At 54.9% G+C, this 19829-nt stretch carries 17 protein-coding genes and 1 pseudogene; 11 read left to right on the top strand and 7 right to left on the bottom strand.

Annotated elements, in window-relative coordinates:
* The first annotated feature begins 51 nt into the window (after positions 1-51).
* Positions 52-1287 (top strand): geranylgeranyl reductase, encoded by a 1236-nt coding sequence (gene chlP / locus LEP6406_RS0205920; RefSeq protein WP_008311461.1) that lies wholly within the window; start codon positions 52-54, stop codon positions 1285-1287.
* Positions 1288-1397: 110 nt separating this feature from the next.
* On the opposite strand, the gene LEP6406_RS0205915 is transcribed toward chlP, so the two are convergent.
* A complete protein-coding gene (locus LEP6406_RS0205915; protein ID WP_008311462.1) occupies positions 1398-1994 on the bottom strand; it encodes a PAP/fibrillin family protein in 597 nt (198 codons plus the stop codon).
* 350 nt (positions 1995-2344) lie between these two features.
* Here LEP6406_RS0205915 and LEP6406_RS0205910 point away from each other — a divergent pair, with 350 nt between their 5' ends.
* Positions 2345-2581, top strand: coding sequence for a DUF3134 domain-containing protein (locus LEP6406_RS0205910; protein ID WP_008311463.1), 237 nt, complete (start codon positions 2345-2347; stop codon positions 2579-2581).
* Between the two features lie 242 nt (positions 2582-2823).
* Positions 2824-3933 carry a phospho-N-acetylmuramoyl-pentapeptide-transferase gene (gene mraY, locus LEP6406_RS0205905; protein WP_008311465.1) on the top strand — a complete coding sequence of 370 codons (1110 nt, stop codon included), beginning with the start codon at positions 2824-2826 and terminating at the stop codon, positions 3931-3933.
* A gap of 18 nt (positions 3934-3951) precedes the next feature.
* Here the strand turns inward: mraY and LEP6406_RS0205900 are convergent, their stop codons facing one another.
* Positions 3952-4230 carry a hypothetical protein gene (locus LEP6406_RS0205900; RefSeq protein ID WP_008311467.1) on the bottom strand — a complete coding sequence of 93 codons (279 nt, stop codon included), beginning with the start codon at positions 4228-4230 and terminating at the stop codon, positions 3952-3954.
* Between the two features lie 351 nt (positions 4231-4581).
* Positions 4582-6231, bottom strand: a complete 1650-nt coding sequence (lnt, locus tag LEP6406_RS26740) for an apolipoprotein N-acyltransferase (RefSeq protein WP_008311469.1) — start codon at positions 6229-6231, stop codon at positions 4582-4584.
* A gap of 120 nt (positions 6232-6351) precedes the next feature.
* Here lnt and LEP6406_RS0205890 point away from each other — a divergent pair, with 120 nt between their 5' ends.
* Positions 6352-6633, top strand: a complete 282-nt coding sequence (locus LEP6406_RS0205890; RefSeq protein WP_008311472.1) for a YkvA family protein — start codon at positions 6352-6354, stop codon at positions 6631-6633.
* A gap of 26 nt (positions 6634-6659) precedes the next feature.
* Here LEP6406_RS0205890 and LEP6406_RS0205885 read toward each other — a convergent pair whose 3' ends face one another.
* The 4 genes from LEP6406_RS0205885 to LEP6406_RS0205870 all read right to left on the bottom strand — a co-directional run bounded on the left by LEP6406_RS0205885 (position 6660) and on the right by LEP6406_RS0205870 (position 9471).
* The gene (locus LEP6406_RS0205885) at positions 6660-6992 is read right to left on the bottom strand and encodes a hypothetical protein (RefSeq protein ID WP_008311474.1); all 333 of its coding nucleotides are present in this window, start codon (positions 6990-6992) and stop codon (positions 6660-6662) included.
* Between the two features lie 43 nt (positions 6993-7035).
* Positions 7036-7419, bottom strand: coding sequence for a hypothetical protein (locus tag LEP6406_RS0205880; protein ID WP_008311475.1), 384 nt, complete (start codon positions 7417-7419; stop codon positions 7036-7038).
* Positions 7420-7581: 162 nt separating this feature from the next.
* A complete protein-coding gene (locus LEP6406_RS0205875; RefSeq protein ID WP_008311476.1) occupies positions 7582-7929 on the bottom strand; it encodes a hypothetical protein in 348 nt (115 codons plus the stop codon).
* A 210-nt stretch (positions 7930-8139) separates the two neighbouring features.
* Positions 8140-9471 (bottom strand): FAD-binding oxidoreductase, encoded by a 1332-nt coding sequence (locus tag LEP6406_RS0205870; protein ID WP_008311477.1) that lies wholly within the window; start codon positions 9469-9471, stop codon positions 8140-8142.
* Positions 9472-9599: 128 nt separating this feature from the next.
* On the opposite strand from LEP6406_RS0205870, the gene gloA reads away from it, so the two are divergent.
* The 7 genes and pseudogenes from gloA to LEP6406_RS30940 all read left to right on the top strand — a co-directional run bounded on the left by gloA (position 9600) and on the right by LEP6406_RS30940 (position 19817).
* Positions 9600-10031, top strand: coding sequence for a lactoylglutathione lyase (gloA, locus tag LEP6406_RS0205865; RefSeq protein ID WP_008311478.1), 432 nt, complete (start codon positions 9600-9602; stop codon positions 10029-10031).
* A 632-nt stretch (positions 10032-10663) separates the two neighbouring features.
* Entirely contained in the window at positions 10664-13762 is a 3099-nt protein-coding gene (gene uvrA / locus LEP6406_RS0205860) for an excinuclease ABC subunit UvrA (RefSeq protein ID WP_008311479.1), read from the top strand.
* Between the two features lie 442 nt (positions 13763-14204).
* Positions 14205-14390, top strand: a complete 186-nt coding sequence (locus LEP6406_RS32685; RefSeq protein WP_155834638.1) for a hypothetical protein — start codon at positions 14205-14207, stop codon at positions 14388-14390.
* A gap of 70 nt (positions 14391-14460) precedes the next feature.
* Positions 14461-15255, top strand: a complete 795-nt coding sequence (locus LEP6406_RS0205850; protein WP_027268711.1) for an IS5 family transposase — start codon at positions 14461-14463, stop codon at positions 15253-15255.
* A gap of 55 nt (positions 15256-15310) precedes the next feature.
* Positions 15311-15799 (top strand): annotated as a pseudogene (locus LEP6406_RS34675) (serine/threonine protein kinase); the annotation flags it as partial.
* 84 nt (positions 15800-15883) lie between these two features.
* Positions 15884-18847, top strand: coding sequence for an ATP-binding protein (locus LEP6406_RS0205845; RefSeq protein WP_263971242.1), 2964 nt, complete (start codon positions 15884-15886; stop codon positions 18845-18847).
* Between the two features lie 25 nt (positions 18848-18872).
* Positions 18873-19817, top strand: coding sequence for an IS630 family transposase (locus LEP6406_RS30940; protein WP_027268884.1), 945 nt, complete (start codon positions 18873-18875; stop codon positions 19815-19817).
* The last annotated feature ends 12 nt before the right edge of the window (positions 19818-19829 follow it).

The following is a 19829-nucleotide window of genomic DNA, read 5'->3' as shown; positions in this document are numbered from 1 at the left end:
CCCCCGTGATACGATACTTTCCGTAGCTTTGTACCGTGTGGAGAAATTCCCTTGTCACTTCGGGTTGCTGTTGTCGGATCAGGGCCAGCGGGATCCTCTGCCGCTGAGACTCTCGCTAAGGCTGGAATCGAAACCTATCTTTTTGAACGCAAATTAGATAATGCCAAACCCTGTGGAGGGGCCATTCCCCTCTGTATGGTGGAAGAATTTGACCTGCCCCCCGAGATCATTGATCGCCAAGTGCGAAAGATGAAGATGATCTCCCCTTCCAACATCGAAGTGAATATCGGCAGCACCCTCAAGGATGGGGAATATATCGGCATGTGCCGCCGGGAAGTGTTGGATGGGTTCCTGCGCGATCGCGCTGCCATGCTAGGGGCCAAGTTGATCAATGGCACCGTCCACACGCTGGAACTACCCCAGACCGAAAGTGACCCCTACACCCTGCACTATGCAGATCATAGTGAAGAGGGGCTAGTGGGTAATCATAAGAGCCTACAAGTGGATCTTGTGATCGGGGCCGATGGGGCTAACTCTCGCGTGGCCAAAGCGATCAAAGCTGGAGATTACAACTACGCGATCGCATTTCAAGAACGCATCCGTCTGCCCGCAGACAAAATGACCTACTACGAAGACTTGGCGGAGATGTACGTGGGTGACGATGTTTCCCCCGACTTCTACGCTTGGGTCTTCCCCAAATATGACCACGTAGCGGTGGGCACCGGCACCATGCGGGTCAACCAGGCCAAGATCAAACAACTCCAGGCAGGCATTCGCGCCCGCGCCGCCAAGCGCCTAGAGGGCGGCGAGATCATCAAGGTAGAAGCCCATCCCATTCCCGAACATCCCCGCCCGCGCCGGGTGGTGGGTCGGGTGGCCCTGGTGGGCGATGCCGCTGGCACCGTCACCAAGTCCTCCGGCGAAGGCATCTACTTTGCTGCCAAGTCCGCCCGCATGTGCGCCGAGGCCATCGTGGAATTCTCCCAGGGGGGACAACGCATCCCCACCGAGGCAGATCTCAAGGTGTACCTGAAGCGCTGGGATAAGCAGTACGGCACCACCTATCTGGTGTTGGATTTGCTGCAACGGGTGTTCTATCGCACCGACGCCACGCGGGAAGCCTTTGTGGAAATGTGCGCCGACATGGATGTACAGAAGCTAACCTTTGACAGCTATCTCTACAAGACCGTCGTGCCCGCCAATCCCCTCGTGCAAATGAAGATCACGGCCAAAACCCTGGGGAGTCTATTGCGGGGTAATGCCCTAGCACCGACTCGGGGTTGGTAATTTCTGAATCTCAACGAGCTGACCTATACATTCCCCCCACGCGCTGAGCCCCGGTTCAGCGCGTTTTTTTTGCTTTCTGAGGAATTTTTCAGGGGGTTTCGGGGGAGATTCTACAGCGCCGCTTTTCGCAGTACAAAAACATTTCCCTCGTTGCCCCGACCAATCCGCAAATCCGCATCCAGGTAGGTCACTTCTAGCCAGCCCGATGACTCCCGGTTGATGCGAAAATCGATGCCTTGCCACAGGGGTAATTTGGCTTGGGTGGTAAGGGTCTGGATCAAGGCACTAGGCCGGGTATAGCCCAAGATCCGCTGGAGTCCAAAGACACCGCGCTCAAAGGCCACATTCACCCGCTGACGAGACACGACCTCAAACCGGGCCGACACCGACACCAACCCCTCCAGTAGGGGTACCCCCACCACCTCTGCAATGTTGTAGATGCGCTGCTCATCGGGACGAATACATTGGTAAATTTGTCCCAAGCGATAGAGGGGAAAGCGGTCGATCCCCAGCAGTTCACTGCTGGTGGTGTAGAGCAAGCGCCAGTTTCCCCCCAGCAAATCTAGGGCGGAGAAGGGCTCGGGGGTGGGGTTGCGCTCCTCTAATCGAGCGATGGCGATGCCAATGGCCTGTTGGTCTTGTTTAGAGGCTAAAAGCCCGCGATTTGTTGGGGAAATTGCCTCAATTAGTTCCGATTTTCCCAGCATAGGTCCGTAGTAATAAACAACAAGGCATTGCTACCGCCGCGATCGCCCGTATCTTCCCTGTGAGGTTGGTCGGGATCACTCGGGATAACCCATAGGGACTTTCCTACAGCTTAGTAACGTTACGTTCCTTCAGGGAGAATTGACATTTCCAGGGATGTCGTCTAACACTCCAGTGGTAAACTCTAGGCGGGCTTAGTTTGAGTCAAGCCGCGATGGTCCATTTGGACCAGAGGATGTTTGGACCAGAGGATGTCCGCCCAGCAGGACCAGAGAACTGCCCAAGGGGTTTCTGTTATGCTAATCACCCCAAGTTTTGATTTTTTGCCAATTTCAGGAAATAGTTTATCCCTATGGTTTATAACCCCTCTCTCCGTCAGATTCCCCGTAGCCAATTAGCTGAAGTGCTGCCTGCGCAGCAAGAACCCTCTATTCTCGTGTGGCTAGAAGGCACGGGGCGGCTGAAACCCCGCGAACCTGCCGAGGTCGTCAAGGAAGAGGCTGACAGCGAAGAACTGTCCGATCTGATGGGAGACAGCGATAAGTACGACGACGACGATCTCAGCCTTGGCGGTGACGACGACGATTAGAACGAAACGTCATCTGACCGAATCGTAATGTCCTAGGGGCATAGGCATAGATCGATGTGCCCCATGCAGATAATTTCTTTTCCCCAATAGAAACCTTAACCCTTGCCTTGCCAGTACGTTCTGGGGGTTTGCATGGTAAAACGATGGGGGAAAACCTAGGATTTCGCTGAGGCGTAGGGAATTTGTTCCCGCCTGGGTACTGGAGTGGTGTGAGTGGCAATCTGTGAGGAGTGAACGCGCTTGTGGACGCAAAATTTTCATCGACACGACCGATTAACAACACGGTTATTTCGGGACAAACCCTTCTAGCTTGGGTTGGTGGTGGCTTGCTGTTACTGGCCCTAGGACTAGACGCCCTCTGGGGACGGCTGGGGCAAATCACCTCCCTGACCCTGCCTTGGGTCGGGGCGGCAGCGATAACGGCAGCAGCGGGGTACGGTGTGGTGCCCCTGCTGCGATCCCTCAAGGCGGGGCAGTTCATTCGTGAAGATGGTCCCCAGGCTCACCTCAAAAAAGCCGGGACGCCTACCATGGGCGGCATTTTCTTGATCCCAGCGGGGGTACTTGTGGGGGTGCTCGTGGGCGGTGCCCAACCCCTAGTATTGGCGGCGGCTCTCCTCACCCTGTCCTATGGCTTCATTGGCTGGCTCGATGACTGGCAAGTCCTACGCCGCAAATCCAATAAAGGGATTTCCCCCCGCACAAAACTCGGACTCCAGATCGTCTTTGCCGCCCTCTTCTGTCTCTGGGTGCTGCTGACCCAATCCTCCACCCTGACTACCGTGGCCCTGCCCCTGGGCTTAGCCCTGCCCTTGGGGGCCTTGTTTTGGCCCATGGCGGGGTTTGTACTGGTGGCGGAGAGTAATGCCACTAACCTCACTGATGGATTAGATGGATTAATGGGGGGCACGGGCGCGATCGCACTTTTGGGTCTAGGGGCCATCGTGGCACCCACCCACCCGGAACTAATGGGGTTCTGTGCCGCCCTGAGTGGAGCCTGTATCGGCTTTCTGGTTCACAATCGCAATCCTGCCAAGGTCTTCATGGGGGATACAGGTTCCCTGGCTTTAGGGGGAGCTTTAGCCGCCGTAGGCATCCTCACGGGCCAACTTTTTCCCCTGTTGATTCTCACCCTGCTGTTTTTTGCTGAAACCCTCTCGGTCATTATTCAAGTCACCTATTACAAGGCCACGAAGGGACCAGACGGCATCGGCAAGCGATTTTTCCGCATGTCTCCCTTGCACCATCATTTTGAATTGTCAGGCTGGTCTGAAGTTCGCGTCGTGGCGACCTTCTATGCCGTGACCGCAGTTTTGGCCCTGATGGTCATCTTTCCCCTCAGCCCCGCCTGATCTGAATGCGTTGCCCCATTAATTCCAAGTGGGGAACGGCAAGATTTCGACCTGTCCCTCTGGGGGCAGGTTTCTTTCTGGCACGTCAAAGGCTCCATTCAAAAACAGGTATTCCCGTAGGAAGGCTTCAGCCTCCTCTCGATGGTGGAAGCCGTAGTTGACGAGGTAGAGGTAGGGATAGGGATTTTTCTGAGAATCCGGCGCAATTTCCCAGAGTCTCAGACGAATTTGTCCTGCTTCTAGGACAATCTTGTAGTAGATGGCGTATTCCGCTGCCAAGTTAGGAAGAGAACTCATAGTGACGAAGGAAGGAGTTTCGCTAGCTGACGGCACCCTGATAGCACTCTGATAGCACCCACAATGGAGCCGTTCAGTGAGGACTGATATGGGCGACTCATGCCGTAGCGCTGGTCCTGAGAATCTGGCGGCTGTTGCGCCAGTAATATTCCGGTAGTATTCCAGTAATATTACGGAGTTCTTGCCCCAGCAATATAGTCCCCCGAATGCGCGATCGCGAATCGCCCCCTAACACCCTTAACACCGGGTGTGGCTACAATCCCGGAAAGTCTCAGTGTAAATGCTGAATCTCTTGGGAATTAAATCAAACTTTATGGTTGTGATCCCTAGTCTTCAGGTGATCCCACGGTTTTATTCCCGGCTTTGGGAATGCAAAGGGGAAATGGGGGGGTAAATGGGGCGAGTGAAGAGCGAGATCGCGGCCAGCCCTAGCAGCAAAGGGGTGAGCCAATCTCCCCAGCGGACATAGAGGGTCTGGGTGCGGCGGCGGTAAATTTGCTCTAGATGGGTGACGTACTCATGGTGAGGGGCCAGCCACCGGGTTTCCCCTCGGGGGGTAACCACACCGGAAATTCCTGTATTGGTCACCCGCAGCGCCCAGCGATCGGTCTCAATGGCCCGCATCACATCCTGGGCATGGTGCTGGAGCATCATCCGAGGCGGGTAGGGATCATTGTTCGAGGCGGTCATGATCCATTCCCCGCCTCGGACCGCCTGTCGCCGGAACAGGTCACTGTAGGCTGACTCGTAGCAAATCCCTACAATGGCTCTGCCAAAGGGAGTTTCCAGCCCCGTGGGTAGGGCTCCAGGGTAGAGACTGCCCTCCAGGGGGGAGAGCCGGGAAATGATCCGCCCTAACACTGCCGGAAAGGGGATGTATTCCCCCAGAGGCACCAGCTTGACCTTGTCGTACTGGCTTATGACCTGGGCATTGCCATCTAGGGTCACGAGACTCTGGGTGAGGCTGCGCCCCAGGGGAGTTTCTACGGGGCGAAAGGTGCCCAGCCACAGCACCCGTCCCAGTTCCGCCACCGCCTGATAAATCGGGCTTTGGCGTTGGGTGTGGTCCAGCCATACCTCCGGGATCGCCCCCTCTGGGGTGAGGACCGCTTCTGCACCCTGGGCCACTAGGGCGCGATAGCCCTCCGCATAGCCCCGTGAGGCCCGACGCATTCCTTCGGGGGTGAGCTTGATGCGGGTCGGGACATTCCCCTGAATTAAGCCCAGCGTCAGCCCCTGTTCGGCGCTATCTGCCGGGGCCAGGGACATCAGCCCTGCCCCCAAGCTATGGAACCCGAGCCACAGCCCCAGCCCGATCCCCGCCCAAGGGGAAAGGGGCCGTCGGGCTGGGTGGGCAGGGGATCCGATCGATCGCCCCCGCCGTTGGGCCATCCAAGCTTCAGCCCAGCAGCCATTTACCAGCACAATCGCTGCCGTCACCGTCATCGGCCCCGAGAGCTGACCCAGGTGCAAAATCCAGCTATTGGTTGGGCTCTGGGTGTAGGACAGGGAGGGCCAGTAGAGCGGCCCCCAACTCAGCAAGGTTTCTAGGGCGCACCACAGGGCAGTCCCCAGCACTAGTCGCTGGAGGGCATTGAGGGACCACCGGGCACCAGCCCAGTGCATTAACCCGGCCCAGGCCCCAAAGGTGACGCCCCCCAGTAGGGTGATAAAGCTCCAGGCAAAGGCCGCGATCGCAATACTGCCCAGCCAGGGTACCCCCAGCCACATCAAGGGATGGAGAGCCGTAATCCAGGACAGGACAATGCCATGGTAAGTGAGGCTCCACCAGAGCCCCTGACGAAAGGCCCATCCTGGAGAGGTGAATTTGGACGGATTGGCCACCGTTAGCCACAGAGGCACGAGGGCCACCCAGGCTAGGGGCCAGACATTCACCGGAGCAGGGCACAGACCCATGGCGATGCCCCCCAGGATGACCGTCAGCGGCGATCGCCAAGACCGGGGCAGGTGGGGACGGTTGAGGGCGGATTGTACAACCATGGTGGGAAAAACCCGCTGGGATATCGGCCTTTGCGAACCCTAAGGGCGGTTTTCGCCCTGGGGCTTGTTCCCCACCTTCGTCATGATGATGGAGACATGTACAGGACTAGGGTTCTCCCCATGAAGTATCTCATCCAGGCGTTTTACCAAGGTTACCGGCGCTTCATTCGCCATCCCCAGTACCGTTGGCTGGTCATTGGTGCCACGATGCTGTATCTCATCAGCCCAGTGGACCTGATCCCCGATGTATTTCCCATCGTGGGCTGGATTGATGATGGTCTGTTGGCAACCCTGATGCTGACAGAACTGAGCCAACTGATTGGGGAGAAGGTGCGGCGGCGACCCCAGGGGGTAAATACGGTGGCGGAGGAAGGACCAGTGGTGGATGTGGCGGCTAGTTAGGAATTCGCCCGATTAGTTCGTGCCCCTTAGCCTGCACCACAACAGCGATCAATCCCTAGACTATCGAGGAGGAGATCGCTGACAGCATTTGCGATCGCAAATTCGCCATAGAAGCTCTGGGAAAAGTCAAACCCCTGCATTTCCATGACAATGGCCACCACCAGAGAACCCAAGTCATTTTCCCCCTCCATGCGTTGTCGGACAAAAACCTGGGCAGCCCGCGCCGCAATCTCTCCATTCACCGCTTCGGGGATGAACTCCTGATCAAGCCACCGATGTAGGGTCGCCTGGAGCCATTCTCCCTCTTGCAAAGGATCCTCAGGTGGAGGCAGGGTAATGGGGGGAATTGGTTCAGCCATTGCACTCAACGCTCAATCAGCCATGGGCCAACGCAGATCGCCCCTAGTTCTGGGGGAAGCCCCGCAGGGCATCAATTTCCTGCCGGAGAGTAGCCAATTCCTGGGTCAAAAGGGCGAGATCCATCTGGACCGATGGGTCCACAATCGGCGTCGCAATAGTATCCACCGTAGCATCAGAGGCAGGGGTGGGGTTGAAAGGATTGGGCACCTGAGTCATCAGGCTATCCACCAATTCTCGGGCTTCCCGCTCGGTGGCAACCCCTCGGGACTCTAGTTCCTCGGTTAGCCTATCGACATCGCTACCAATCTCAGCAAACCTAGCCTGGGATCCCTGGGGATCCTTGAGCGCCTCCAACAACGATGCTGTTGCACCTAGGGTGACGCGGAAGCTTTTTTGAATCGTCTGAGTCAGAGTATCTGGGTTCATGGTGAATGCGGCTTAGCTATGCCAACAACAGAATAATGAGCAGACGAAAAGGAGCATAGGCGAGACTAACCCATAGGTGTTAACCGAGGGGATAGATAATTCCCCCTGCGGCCCGAGTCTCACCAGCTACGTCTCCGATTCTAACCCGTCTCCTCAAGGCGCTTAGGCCACGGTCTCTAGGTACTGATTGACATCCTCTAGAATACGCGGCAGTTCAGCCTCGGTGGTTAGCCGAATGCGATCATCCCGCACAGTGATCAGCAGTTTAGCCGCAAAGGGGTTGGGCCAAATATTGGGGTTACAGAAGACCTCCAGAAAGATCTCCCCAGCGTGTTGATATTCCAAGGAGGGCTCCGGTGATCGCCGCCCACCACTGGCGGTACGATCTGCGATCGCTTTTAGAGAAGCCATGAGATCCCCCAGGGACTGCTTGAGCCCCTGGGCCACCTCTGGGGAGAAGCTAAACCGAACTGAGCCCTGGAGCAAATTGAAGGTGATTTGTGAAGTCATGCCGCCATTGATTCAATACCAAGGCTCATTGTGCCATCCCGCTTCACTGGCCACTCGTCTCCCTGGCCAACTTTGGTCCCCCACCCACTGGGCAACCATCCTATGCCCTCCGGGCAGGCTCCGCCCTAGCGTTAGCCTTAGCGCGGATTTTAAGCGCGGATTTTATATCACTTGCCAGCTAGCAAAGGATACAGAAATTCCCGCATCGATCTACCCCCAGCGGCCTGGACTGAGGCGACCCTGGGGGTCAAATTGGGCCTGGAGCAGCGCCATCAGACGGCGGCTATCAACACTCAGTCCCCAGGCGTCAAAGTCCTGTTTCACCGCTGGGGGCGCTTTGAGCAGGACACAGTAGCCGCCATGCCTCTGGCAAAAGCTCCGCAGTTGCTCCAGAGTCTCTCGGGCTGTGGGAAATGGCAACATCCCAAGCTGGCCAATGCCACTGCTGGCGTGGAGACGGCCCCGCCAACCCGGTGGTAGGTGGGTGGTGAGCCATGCCATCAGGGCCAAGGCGTCAGCGGGAGAAATGCCCACCTTCAGAAGCAGTCCCGGTTCTGTCTGGGGACATATCTCGGTTTGGATTTGGGTCCAAAAGGCTGTATCAGTGCCAGCGGTCAGGATGTTTCCAGAGATCCCCCGATCCCCTGCCAGGGCAGTTAAGACCTGAGCTTGTTCCGCCACCCCAGCGGCAATGGCTTGAAATTGTAGGGCAAGGCCGTAGGTGCCGGTATCGGCAAGGTCAGTTCCAGTGGCCGCTAGCAAGCTGGGGGACAACAGATCCATGGCCACGGGAGTAAGGGGCGATCGCCGCACCGCTGCCATTAGGTCACCGATGGTGGTGTCGGCCCCCGCTAGTAGAACGGTTTGAGATGCCTCGGGTTGGGGATAGGTGCGGAGAGTGGCCTGTCCCACAATGCCCAGGGTGCCGTAGGATCCCGTCATTAACTTCATCAGATCGTAGCCCGCCACATTTTTCACTACCCGGCCCCCAGCCTTGGCAATTTGCCCATCATGGCGCACTAGGGTGATACCGATAACCCGGTCCCGAACCCCGCCGTAGCGCTGGCGCAGGGCTCCCGTATCCGCTGTCGCGATGATGCCCCCCAAGGTAGCCCGGTGCGGATAGGCGGGATCTAGTCCCAGGGATTGTCCGGTCTGGGCCAGTTGGGTTTGCAACTGGGCAAAGGGCAGACCTGCTTCCACGGTTACAGTCAGATCGCCGATGGCATGGTCCACCACTCGATTGAGGCGGGTAGTGCTCACCACCAGATCTACCCCGGCTACCAGACCGCCCCAGGCCACCTTGGTGCCGTGGCCACAGGGCAGGATCCGCCAGCCCTCCCGATGGGCACAGGTCATGAGTTCCGCCAGTTCTTCAAGGGTGGCAGGCTGGGCGATGCAATGGGGGGGGGTGATGCGTCCTGCTCGGTCAGGCCGCAGGGTAGCAGTGAGGCGCTGGCGCAGGTCAGGGTCCACTGCCTCCCAGGGTTGAGTCGCTGTTTCCCCCAGCAGAGCCGCAACCTGCTGTGCGATTGTCCCCATGTTGCCCTCTGTACCAACGCCATCCTTCAGTTTACGACGGCTTATGACGGCCCTTGACTGGCCCCACCTCACTTCCCCCTGGGCTTTTCTATACTGAAGTGCAGACAGTCATGGCAAAAGGAGACACGATGCGACTACTGCACACCATGCTACGGGTGGGAAATCTCGACGCTGCTCTCAGGTTCTACTGCGAGGTGCTGGGGATGAAACTGCTGCGCCAGAAGGACTATCCCGGCGGCAAGTTTACCTTGGCTTTTGTCGGCTATGGGGATGAGGCGGACCATACGGTGCTGGAGCTGACCTACAACTGGGACACGGACCACTATGACCTGGGGGAAGGCTATGGCCACATTGCCATTGGTGTAGATGATATCTACGCCACCTGCGACAGGATCAAGGCCCAGGGCGGTCAGGTGGTCCGAGAACCTGGCCCGATGAAGCATGGCAGTACCGTCATTGCCTTTGTGAGTGATCCTGACGGTTACAAGGTAGAACTGATCCAGCTCGGTAGCCAAGGATCTGCCCGCCAAGAGGCAGTGCCTGTAGCCCAAACGGTCTAGGTGGGGGGGTATTGGGGTGATGGGGTGATGGGGTGATGGGGTGTGGGCGAAGCCTGCCCGAAGGGCTTAGGGGTGATGGGGTGATGGGGTAGGGGCGCGGTTTCCGCGCCCAATGCAGGATGTCTCCTTTAACGGACTTCTGCGATGAGCCAGGGCAATTTATTCCCTGGCGGATGGGCAGCGAAGCATAAGTCGAGATCAGATCTCCGTGAGCCAGACCAGGATCCCTCCCTGTGCTCGGAATGACAGGCTTTCCTCTGTTTCTTCCGGGCATTACCCAACATTTTGGGTTGGGTCGGTTGCGCCGGAGGAGCAACTAGCCGTAGGGTGCTTGCCCGATATTGGGCTCCTGGCAGGAAATTCAGGTATGGTCACTCAAAATCTGCCCTGCCCGGTGGCAATATTCGGTCTGTATTGGGGTCATGCTGAGGTAGCGGATAACTCCCCCGGATTCTCAATAGGGCCGAGAACTACAGGTTAGTAAAGCCACAGGTTAGTATTGTTAAGAACTGTTTTAGGTCTGGCCTGTGTCCGGTCCGGATTCCATTGCAGCGAGAACAGTTTTCACTGCCCCTGGTTTTGTCCCTATGCCCCAGTCTCCTCCTCCGACTGAGCCCACACCGCCTGACACTATGGCTGCGAATCTTGTTAGTTCTACCCAGGGTCAGTCGCCTGTAGGGAACCTGCCAGAGGAAAACCTAATTAAGGTGCGCGGGGCGCGGCAGCACAATCTCAAGAATGTCGATCTAGAACTGCCTCGGGATCAGCTTATTGTCTTCACCGGGGTTTCTGGGTCGGGCAAGTCGTCTCTGGCCTTTGACACGATTTTTGCTGAGGGCCAGCGGCGCTATGTGGAATCCCTCAGTGCCTATGCCCGTCAGTTCCTGGGCCAGGTGGACAAGCCCGATGTGGATGCCATTGAGGGGCTAAGTCCGGCCATTTCCATTGATCAAAAGTCCACCTCCCACAACCCCCGCTCTACGGTGGGGACGGTGACGGAGATCTATGACTATCTGCGACTCCTGTTTGGACGGGCGGGGGAGCCCCATTGTCCCCACTGCGATCGCGCTATTTCCCCCCAGAGCATTGACCAGATGCTGGACCGGATCATGGCCCTGCCCGATCGCACCCGCTTTCAAATCCTAGCCCCGGTGGTGCGGGGCAAAAAGGGTACCCACAAGAAACTCCTGTCTGCCCTGGCGGCGGAAGGGTTTGTCCGCGTCCGCATTAACGGCGACGTGGTAGACCTGAACGACAATATTGAGCTGGATAAAAACCATGCCCACACCATCGAGGTGGTGGTGGATCGCTTGGTGAAAAAGGACGACTTGCAGGAGCGACTGGCGGACTCCCTGGGAACCTGCCTCAAGCGATCTGAAGGCATTGCCATCATTGACGTGATTTCCACCCCTGACAGTACGTCTCAGGGGAATGGGGGTACAGCCACCGCTGCCGCCGCAACCGCAAAAGCCACGACCAAGGTGGTGCCTCTGAATCCCGGCATCCTCTCCGATCGCCTGCCGATGGCGGCGGAGGGCAATGGCACCTATGCTGTGGTGTCGGAGACGTTGAAACCGCCGGAGGCTCAAGAGCTGAAGGAATTGGTGTTTTCAGAAAACTTCGCCTGTCCTGAGCATGGGGCGGTGATGGAGGAACTGTCGCCTCGGCTGTTTTCCTTTAATTCTCCCTACGGAGCCTGCCCCCATTGCCATGGGTTGGGTAACCTACGCACCTTCTCGGCGGATCTGGTGGTGCCGGATCCTAGTCTGCCGGTCTATGCCGCGATCGCGCCCTGGTCCGAGAAGGACAATACCTACTACTTCTCTCTCCTGTTCAGCGTCGGCCAAGCCTTTGGCTTTGAAATCCAGGACCGCTGGGAAACCCTCACCCCAGAGCAGCAGGAAATTGTTCTTCACGGGTCCGACGAGAAGATCTATGTAGAAACCGACTCTCGATACCGCGATGGCAAGGGCTACCAACGCCTCTACGAAGGGGTGCTACCTATGCTGGAGCGCCAGTATCGGGAAACCACCTCCGACACCTACAAACAAAAGCTAGAAAAGTATCTCGTGGATCAACCCTGTGAAGTCTGCCATGGAGCAAGGCTAAAGCCGGAATCCCTAGCCGTCCGCATCGGACCCCACACCATTCAAGACCTCACCAGCGTCTCCATTCGGGAATGCCTAGACCGGATCAAAAAACTGATGGGGGCCGACGGCCATACCCCCCTCCTATCCCCCCGCCAGCGGCAAATCGGCGATCTGGTCCTGAAGGAAATTTGTGCCCGTCTCCAGTTCATGCTGGATGTGGGCCTGGATTATCTGACCCTACACCGCACCGCCATGACCCTCTCCGGCGGTGAAGCCCAGCGCATCCGCCTCGCCACCCAGATCGGTTCTGGCTTAACCGGCGTCCTCTACGTTCTAGACGAGCCCAGCATTGGCCTCCACCAACGGGACAATGATCGCCTGCTCCACACCCTCCACCGCCTGCGGGATCTGGGCAACACGTTAATCGTCGTCGAACACGACGAAGACACCATCCGCGCCGCCGATCACCTCGTCGATATCGGCCCCGGTGCAGGCGTCCACGGCGGTCGCATCGTCGCCCAGGGCCAGCTCCAAGATTTGCTGGAGGCCCAAGACTCCCTCACCGGAGCCTACCTCTCCCGCCGCCGCTCTATCCCGACCCCCGCCGCACGGCGACCGGGCAATGGCCGTGTCCTCAAGCTACACCAGGCCAACCGCAACAACCTCAAGGGTCTGGATGTGGAAATTCCCCTGGGCAAGCTGGTGTGCGTCACCGGAGTGTCAGGATCAGGCAAATCCACCCTCGTCAATGACCTGCTCTATGGAGCCCTGCGCCACCACTTCGGCAGCAAGGTGCCCTTCCCCCAGGATCTGGAAAAGCTCTCGGGCCTGAAGGCATTGGATAAGGCCATCGTCATCGACCAGTCCCCCATTGGCCGCACCCCCCGTTCCAACCCCGCCACCTACACAGGGCTGTTCGACATCATCCGCGACCTCTTCGCCACCACCGTAGAGGCCAAGGCCCGAGGTTACAAAGCGGGTCAATTCTCCTTCAACGTCAAGGGGGGCCGCTGCGAAGCCTGCGGCGGTCAGGGCGTGAATGTCATTGAAATGAACTTCCTGCCGGATGTCTATGTCCAGTGCGAAGTCTGCAAGGGAGCCCGCTACAACCGCGAAACCCTCCAGGTGAAATACAAGGGCAAGACCATCTCCGATGTCCTGAACATGACCGCTGAGGAAGCCCTAGACTTCTTCCAAAATATTCCCAAGGCTGCGGCCCGCCTACAAACCATGGTGGATGTGGGCCTGGGCTACGTGCGCCTAGGCCAAACCGCCCCCACCCTCTCTGGTGGCGAAGCCCAGCGCATGAAGCTGGCCTCGGAACTGGCCCGCCGCGCCACAGGCAAGACCCTGTATCTGATTGATGAACCCACCACCGGACTCTCTTTCTACGATGTCCACAAGTTACTGGATGTAGTGCAGCGGCTGGTGGATAAGGGCAACTCAGTGCTGACCATTGAGCACAATCTAGATGTGATTCGCTGCGCTGATTGGATCATTGACCTAGGACCAGAAGGGGGCGATCGCGGGGGTGAAATCATCACCCAAGGCACGCCGGAGGAAGTGGCCGCCCATCCCCATTCCTACACGGGCCACTACCTAGCCCGCGTCCTCGCCCAGCATCCCCCCAGCAAAAGCTAGCGGTTGCATAAATCTGCCCCCAATAGCCCTGTGTTGCGAGGGCTGAGGGCATAAGGGATCTGCGGGTACACTATTAACCCGCAGATCCCTAAGGCAGCGGACAAAGGTCTGTGGAGGCTGCCGTCCGGAGTGAGAGGTCACCCCTTCAGAGTAATAGTCCCGAAGATACTCCTTGGCCAAAAATATGGTCTGCTTTGCTGACCAACCTGTGGCATATCCGTTTATGGTGCGGTGCGATCGTCCAAACGATTGGGAACCTTAATTGAAGATACTTCGACCTGATTCGGGCTCGCGCCGCCCATCCCGACCTATGAAATCTCTAAACCCACATACACCTCATTCATTCCCGGATATTTCCGGCTATAGCATTGTTGAACAAGTGTATCTGGGTTCTCGAACAGCGGTATATCGAGCCGTACAAATAGCGACTAAGCATCCAGTCGTGATTAAGATGCTGCGACGCGACTATCCAAGCTTTGGCGAACTGGTGCAGTTTCGCAATCAATATGAGATTGCGAAAAATCTCTCCTTTCCCGGTATTGTCCGGCCTTTGAGCTTAGAACTCTTGGGCAGTAGCTATGCCCTCGTCATGGAAGATTGGGGAGGCGTGGCCTTAGAGGGTGTCTGAGAAGTAGAAAGGCCCTCAAAAACGCTACTCTATCAGTCAGTAAGTACACTTGATAGGGTTTTTGAGGGCAATGCGATTATCCTACCCCACCGATTTGACTGATGAACAATGGGATATTCTCTCTCTCTTGATTCCTCCGGCGAAGCCTGGTGGACGACCTCGGAGCACGGATATGCGAGAAGTGGTCAATGCGATTCTGTACGTTCTGGACAATAGCACCAAGTGGCGGTGCTTACCCCATGATTTCCCGAAGGCCAAAACGGTCTACCATTATTTTCGCCAATGGCGCAATGATGGGGTGTGGGAACACATCAATCACCGATTGCGGGAGTTGGTGCGGTTAACGGAGGGGCGCGAAGCGTCTCCCAGTGCAGCGGTGATGGATAGTCAGTCGGTGAACAGCGATGTCTACATTTCGGAGTCGGTCGGCTTCGATGCAAACAAAAAGGTCAAAGGTCGGAAGCGAAACGTGGTGGTCGACACAATGGGTTTAGTGCTGATGGTTGTGGTTACCGCAGCGAGTCTCCCTGAGCGGGATGGCGCACGAAAGGTGCTAGAAAAAATGCATCAGGTTAGTCAGTGGTTCACTCGCCTGTGTGTCATTTGGGTTGATGGGGGATATAGCGGTAACGATTTCATGAAAGAGATCATGGACCGCTTTCGATGGGTGATTGAGGTGATCAAGCGCCCCGACTGTGCGCAGGGATTTGTGCTGTTACCCAAGCGGTGGGTGGTGGAGCGCACATTTGGCTGGTTTACTTTTTGCCGCCGCTTGAGTAAAGACTATGAGCGCCTACCAGAGACCGCTGAGGCATGGATTTATGTGGCCAATATTCGAGTCATGTTAAGGCGACTAACGTGCTAATTCATACCTACATTCCAGCTTTTCAGACACCCTCTTAGGGACATATCTTCAGTTACAGCCCCTAGATTGGAAAGAGGTACTGGACATCACCCTCCAATTGGCAGATATTCTCCACGGACTCAGCCAACATCGGGTGGTGCATAAAGACATCAAACCCGCCAATATTCTGATTCATCCCGAGTCAAAGCAAGTCAAACTCATTGACTTCAGTATTGCATCCCTATTGCCCAAGGAAACTCAGGAGATTCAAAACCCCAATGTTTTAGAAGGAACCCTGTCCTATATCGCGCCCGAACAAACCGGACGGATGAACCGGGGTATTGATTATAGGGCTGATTTTTATTCCCTGGGTGTAACGCTGTATGAGCTATTGACAGGAACGCTACCCTTTATCGCCGCCGATCCATTGGAACTTGTGCATTATCACATGGCAATGTTGCCCGTCCCTGTTGATCAAGTGAATGCAGCGGTGCCCGGAATGGTGGCAGCGATCGTCACAAAACTGATGGCGAAGAATGCGGAAGACCGCTACCAAAGTGCGCTGGGACTCAAGCATGATTTACAACAATGTTTAACCCAGTGGCAGAAAACAGGGGCAATCGCCCCGTTTGAATTAGGAGAACGGGATGTGAGCGATCGCTTTCTGATTCCCGAAAACCTCTATGGACGGGAAACCGAGGTGCAAACCCTACTCCAGGCATTTGATCGAGTTGCCGAAGGCACTTCGGAACTTATGTTGGTAGGGGGATTTTCGGGAATTGGCAAAACAGCGGTGGTCAATGAAGTCCACAAGCCTATCGTGCGTCAGCGCGGCTACTTTATCAAAGGTAAATTCGATCAATTCAACCGCAGTATTCCCCTATCAGCCTTTGTCCAAGCCCTGCGAGATTTGATGGGGCAACTCCTTTCAGAATCCGATACTCACATCGACCGCTGGAGGACCAAAGTTCTAGCAGCCGTAGGTGAACATGGTCAAGTTTTAACAGAGGTCATTCCTGAACTAGAGCAGATCATTGGCAAGCAAACCCTCGCTCCAGAATTGTCGGGCAATGCTGCACAAAATCGCTTTAATCGACTGTTTCAACAATTCATTCAGGTCTTTACCACTGTCGAGCATCCCCTAGTATTATTTTTAGATGATTTACAGTGGGCAGATTTGGCCTCGCTCCAATTGTTGAAATTGTTGATGGAAAACGGTGGTCACCTGTTAGTGATAGGAGCCTATCGAGATAATGAAGTATCTTCAACTCATCCATTTATCGCAACAGTAGAAGAACTCAAAAAAGACAAAAAAACGATTCACACTATTACCCTAAAACCCTTGTCATTTGATGACACAAATGCTCTGATTGCGGACACCCTACACTGTCCCTTTGACCTAGCAGAACCATTAACTCAACTTGTCAATCGCAAGACTCAAGGCAATCCTTTTTTCACCACGCAATTCCTCAAATCCCTGCACGAAGATGGGCAGATTCACTTTGACCAAAGCCGCCGCTATTGGATCTGCGATATGGCTCAGGTGGATGCCCTTACTCTCACTGATGATGTGGTGGAGTTTATGGCAGACCAGTTACAAAAACTACCGCCCGAAACTCAATCGGTTTTGAAGCTAGCAGCTTGTGTGGGTAATCAATTTGATCTGGCGACCCTAGCCATTGTTTCAGAGCAGGAACCTCAGCAGGTTGCAATCGCCCTGTGGGAATCCTTGCAGGAAGGGTTGGTGATTCCAACCAGCCGCATGTATCAGTTCTTCCAATCCAATCAAGCCGAACACCTTCATAAAGAACAGGATGTCAATCTAACCTATTGCTTTTTGCACGATCGCGTTCAACAAGCGGCCTACTCCTTGATTCCAAATGATCAAAAACAGGCAACCCACCTCAAGATTGGACGATTGCTATTAAGGAGCGCATCTCAGGTAGAGCAGGAGGAAAGGATTTTTGATATCGTCAATCATTTGAATGCCGGGATTGAATTCATTACATCTTTAGAAGAACGTCATCAGTTTGCTGAACTCAATCTCCTAGCTGGGCAGAAAGCACGCTCATCTACAGCCTATGCTGCGGCTGCACAATATTTTCGTACTGGAATTAGTTTGCTCACAATCGAGAGCTGGAAAAATCATTATTCCCTTACTTTATCGCTCTATGAATCTGCGGTCGAAGCTGAATATCTGGACATTAATTTTACTGAGGCACAAACTTTAGCCAATGTGGTCTTGCAGCACACGACTACCTTGCTCGATCGCGTCAAGATTTATGAACTACAAATTCAGATGTATATGGCTCAGGCAGAAATGCCCAAAGCTCTTGAAGCTGGGATTTTAGCACTGGATCTGTTGGGTATTGACTTAGATCAGGCTCCGTCTCTACTAGAGATCAAACTACCTACGATGGCAGAGATGGAATGCTTGCCAATGATGACGGATCCTAATCAGCTTGCAATTCAGCGTATTTTGATGGCCCTTTTCCCATCTGCATACACGACTCAGCCAGCCCTTCTGCCATGCATAGTGACCAAGATGATTGCCTTGAGCCTAGAACATGGTCAAGCTTCTGCCACCGCCAGCGGTTACATCTATTACGGTCTTTTGTTGTGTGGACTTGAAGAACATCTGGATACAGGCTATTACTCTGGATTGCTAGCCCTCAAAACAGTAGAGCGATTTTCTGCAAAAGAACTAGAGTGCCGAGTTAACAATCTATTTAATAGCTTTATTAAACCCTGGAAACAGCCAATTCGAGATACGGTTGATCCATTGGCACGAGCTAGCCAAATTGGATTTGAAACCGGAGATATTGAGTATGCTAGTTATGCCGCAGCTCACGGCTGCACACACTATTTTCTGGCAGGAGAGCCACTAAAACAAGTCCAAGATAAACAGTTTATTGCGCTTGATATTCTTCTACAAACCAAGCAAGATCATGCAATTTACAACGCCAAAGTTTGGCAGCAATTAGTTTCCAACTTGCTTGGCGAAGCACTTGATCCTATGCAGTTGTCAGGTCGGTATTTCGACGAATTAAAGCTTTTGCCAACCTTCTGTTCAGGTAACGATCGCACATTGCCATTCGCAGCTTACGTTGCGAAGTGCATTCTTAATTATTTGTTTGAAGAGTATGCAGGTGCTGCTTATTATGCAAGTCAGGCCACTAATTACTTGGATGCGGTGCCTGGGTTTATTACAGTTAGCACCCATAATTTCTATTATTCCCTTGCCCTGCTCACTCAACATCATAATTTGCCTCGGACGGAAAGTAGCCCTGAAAAAGCCTCACAGCAAGAAATCTCAAATGTGTTGCAGCAGGTTAATGTCAACCAAACCCATATGAAGCTGTGGATGTCTAATGCACCCGCCAACTTTGAACATAAATACAACTTGGTGGAAGCAGAAAAGGCAAGACTGCTCCAGGACTGGCTGTTAGCTGTTGATCTTTACGATCGGGCGATCGCTGGAGCTAGCGCCAATGGGTATATTCAGGAAGAAGCTCTTGCCAATGAACTGGCGGCCAAGTTCTATCTAGAATGGGGTAAGTCCCGTATTGCGCAGGACTATATAGCGGATTTCACAAAGATGTGGTACGAATAGCGGGTAGAAAAAGCGCGAGGAGCCGATGAAGGCCTACAGCACCGATTTGCGACAGAAGATTATTGAGACCTATGAGAACGAGCGCATTTCGCAGCGCCAGTTAGCCCAGCGATTTCGAGTGACTCTAAGTTTTATCGTGAAACTGCTGAAGCAGTATCGGGAAACGGGTGAGCTTGCCCCCAAGACCAGTCCTGGGCGACCGAGGGAACTGGATGAGGCGCAGATGCAGGGGGTTCAAGCCTTCGTTGAAGCGAACCCTGATCTGACCTTAGATGAGCTTCGCGCCGAAGTGGCTCAACAGTATGGGGTGACGGTGAGTCGATCCACGATGTGTCGGGTGATGAAGCGGCTTCAGTTCACCCGTAAAAAAAAAGCCCTTCACCCCAGTGACAAGGTGAGTGATCGGGTACAGCGGTTGCGAGGGGAGTACTGGGATGAGATTCGAGACATCCGAGTTGAAGACTTGGTGTTTATCGATGAGTCGGGGATTAATCTGGGGTTGATTCGGTTGTTTGCCTGGGCGCTGCAAGGCCGACGAGCCTATGGAGAACAGCCCAAGCGGGGGAAGAATGTGTCCCTGGTGGCAGGGTTAAGCTTGGCTGGGGTAGTGGCTTCGGCGGTGATTTTAGGAGCCTTTGACGGCTTGAGTTTTGAGGCATTTGTGGCCACTCGCCTGGTGCCCAACCTTTGGCCAGGGGCCTGTGTCGTGATGGACAACTGTTCCATTCATAAGGACGACATGATTCGGGAGTTGATTGAGGCCGCAGGGGCACGTCTGGTATATCTGCCGCCCTATTCGCCGGACTTCTCGCCGATTGAGAACTTTTGGTCAAAGCTAAAGTCAATTCTCAGGGCACTGGGGGCACGGACTTATCAAGCGCTATCAGAAGCCCTTGAAATAGCCTTTGAGGACATCTCTGAAGCGGACATTAAAAGCTGGTTCACCCATTGCTGCTATTGTGCCGCATAATTATGAAATCCG

Source organism: Leptolyngbya sp. PCC 6406, assembly GCF_000332095.2.
In the GTDB taxonomy this organism is placed as follows: domain Bacteria; phylum Cyanobacteriota; class Cyanobacteriia; order Phormidesmidales; family Phormidesmidaceae; genus PCC-6406.
The sequence above is the reverse complement of the archived record's forward strand: the minus strand, read 5'-3'. Positions and strand labels throughout refer to the sequence as shown.